This window comes from Arthrobacter sp. P1_A5 (assembly GCF_056406825.1).
In genome coordinates, this window is the sequence record NZ_JBFTZL010000306.1 from 1 (window position 1) to 2,454 (window position 2,454).

At 69.5% G+C, this 2,454-nt stretch carries 2 protein-coding genes and 1 pseudogene; 2 read left to right on the plus strand and 1 reads right to left on the minus strand.

Going from position 1 to position 2,454, the window contains the following annotated elements:
• A pseudogene (locus AC1D1S_RS20665) lies at positions 1-274 on the minus strand (AMP-dependent synthetase); the annotation flags it as partial.
• Positions 275-484: 210 nt separating this feature from the next.
• Between AC1D1S_RS20665 and efeO the strand changes: the two are divergent.
• Positions 485-1,405 (plus strand): iron uptake system protein EfeO, encoded by a 921-nt coding sequence (gene efeO, locus AC1D1S_RS20670; RefSeq protein ID WP_243177328.1) that lies wholly within the window; start codon positions 485-487, stop codon positions 1,403-1,405.
• A partial coding sequence (locus AC1D1S_RS20675; protein ID WP_476995393.1) for a Dyp-type peroxidase occupies positions 1,402-2,454 on the plus strand: 1,053 nt, incomplete at its 3' end. The genes efeO and AC1D1S_RS20675, both read left to right, overlap by 4 nt.

A 2,454-nucleotide genomic window follows, 5' to 3' on the forward strand; every position in this document is an offset into this window, starting at 1 on the left:
ATTCCAGGGCGGCCGGCTTGTCCTCCGGCAGGAGGATCAGCGGGTGGCMGCCGGCCAGGGCCGCCAGATAGACCACCAGAGAGTCGACGTCGTTGGCTGCGGCGAGCGCCACGAGGCGCCGCGTGGCGCCAAGCCGGAGGGCGAAGGCATCGACCCGCTCCGCCAGCTCCCGGTACGTCATTGCCAGGGTGTCAGTAAGGATGGCTGGGCTGTCCCCGTAGCTCGCAAGATCGGCGGCAAAGGGCACCCGCATCAAGTCAAGCTGCGTGGTCACCCGGACGATGTTATTAGATTAGGCTTACCTACTCCAAATTAGGGTACGAAAGGTTTGCGTAATCGCCGCGAATCGGTATCCTCCTTACTTAGGTGTACCTAAGTCGGGCCTGCCTCGGCGATGTTGCCGGGACAGCCCACACGGTCCCGCACCCCTGCCTCCGCTCCCCCACACCGCACTGCTCCACCCCCACCGATCCAAGGAAACACCATGCCCAGCATCCCCCTGCCCAAAAACGCCCCCCGGTTCCGGAAGACGCTTGCCCTGTTGGCCGCGGCAACCGCCGTTCCGCTGGCCCTGGCCGGCTGCATGGGCAACCCAAAGGACCCGGGCGCCGCCGGACCCATCCAGGTCACGAGCAGTCCCGCCGTCGACGCCCACCTTCAGGGCCTGCTGGACACCGGCACCCGGCAATACTCCGCTTTCGTCGTGGATCAGACGGATCAGCTGGTTACCGGCACGAGGGCATTCGCGGCGGCTTACGCCGCCGGGGATGCGACGAAGGCCCGCGGGCTCTATGCCGCCACGCGCATGCACTGGGAGCGCATCGAGCCGGTCGCCGAGTCGTTCGGGGACCTGGACCCCAAGCTCGATGCCCGTGAAGCCGACCTCGAACCCGGCCAGGAATGGACCGGCTGGCACCGGGCCGAGAAGGACCTGTTCCCGCCGGCCGGCTACACGCCCCTCGCACCGGCGGAGCGTGCCACCATCGCCACGCAGCTTGTTGCCGACACCGAGGACCTGGCCCAGCGGACCCGCACTGTGGAACTCTCCGCGGACAAGATCGGCAACGGCGCCAAGGAGCTCCTGGACGAGGTGGCCACCGGCAAAGTTACCGGGGAGGAAGAAATCTGGTCCCACACCGATCTCTGGGACTTCCAGGCCAACGTTGACGGAGCCCGGACCGCCTTCGAGAGCCTGTTGCCTGCGCTGCAGCAGAAGGACCCGGACCTGGGCGAAGCGCTCGAGGCCAAGTTCGCTGCCTTGCAGGCCGGGCTCAAGCAGCATTCCACCGGCGCAGGCTTCGCCTACTACAACGACCTCAGCCAGGACCAGGTGCAGCAGCTCGCCTCCCTGGTTGATGCCCTGGGCGAGCCCCTGGCCAAGCTCACTTCGGCAGTAGCCCCGTGACCGGCTGCCCCTTCGGCGCCAACCCCCGCCGGGCCCCCGACGGCGGCGCCCCCGAATCAGCTAGCGCACCGGAACCAGCCAGGGCATCGGGAGCCGCCGCCATGCCCGCGCCGCCGGCAGCCCCCGGTTCGGGAAAGGGCCGGCTGTCCCGCCGCGGGCTCCTGTCCCTGGCAGGAGCCGGCGGCGCGGGCGCCGTCGCCGGTCTGGCCGCTGGCTTCCTCAGCCACGACGCCGTCGAGGCCGCGGCCGCCCCAGTGGCAGAGCCCGGCGACATCATCGCCTTCCACGGTGTCCGGCAGGCCGGCATCGTCACGCCGGCCCAGGACCGTCTTCACATTGCAGCCTTCGACCTGGTCACGGAGGACCGTGCAGAGCTCATCCGGCTCCTGAAAGACTGGACGGACGCCGCCGCGGCGATGACCCAGGGGCGCAGCACGGGCAGCAGCGGCGCCGTCGATGGCCCCTACGACGCCCCGCCCGAGGACACAGGTGAGGCCCTGGACCTCGGGGCCGGCAGACTCACCCTCACCTTCGGGTTCGGCCCCGGCCTGTTCGAGAAGGACGGCAACGCCCGCTTTGGACTCGAGGGGCGCCGCCCGGACGCCCTGATCGACCTGCCGCACTTCCCAGGCGACGACCTCCAGCCCGGACGCACCGGCGGCGACATCGTGGTGCAGGCCTCCGCCGACGACCCTCAAGTGGCCGTCCACGCGATCCGCAACCTGGCCCGCATCGGCTTCGGGCAGACGCGCGTCCGCTGGTCCCAACTCGGCTTCGGGMGGACGTCGTCCACGTCGAGGTCACAGGCCACCCCGCGGAACCTTTTCGGCTTCAAGGACGGCACCAACAACCTCAAGGCCGAGGACACCGCTTTGCTCGAGGAGCATGTGTGGGCAGGCCAGGGAACGCGCCCGGAAGAGGGCTGGATGGCCGGCGGCACGTACCTTGTGGCGCGCCGGGTCCGGATGCACATCGAAATCTGGGACCGCACCTCACTGCGGGAACAGGAGGCGTTGATCGGGCGCACCAAGGGCGCAGGGGCCCCGCTC

Bases quoted from the DNA above. Each gene is read 5' to 3' on its own strand.
- efeO (WP_243177328.1), top strand. From the start codon at position 485: ATGCCCAGCATCCCCCTGCCCAAAAACGCCCCCCGGTTCCGGAAGACG.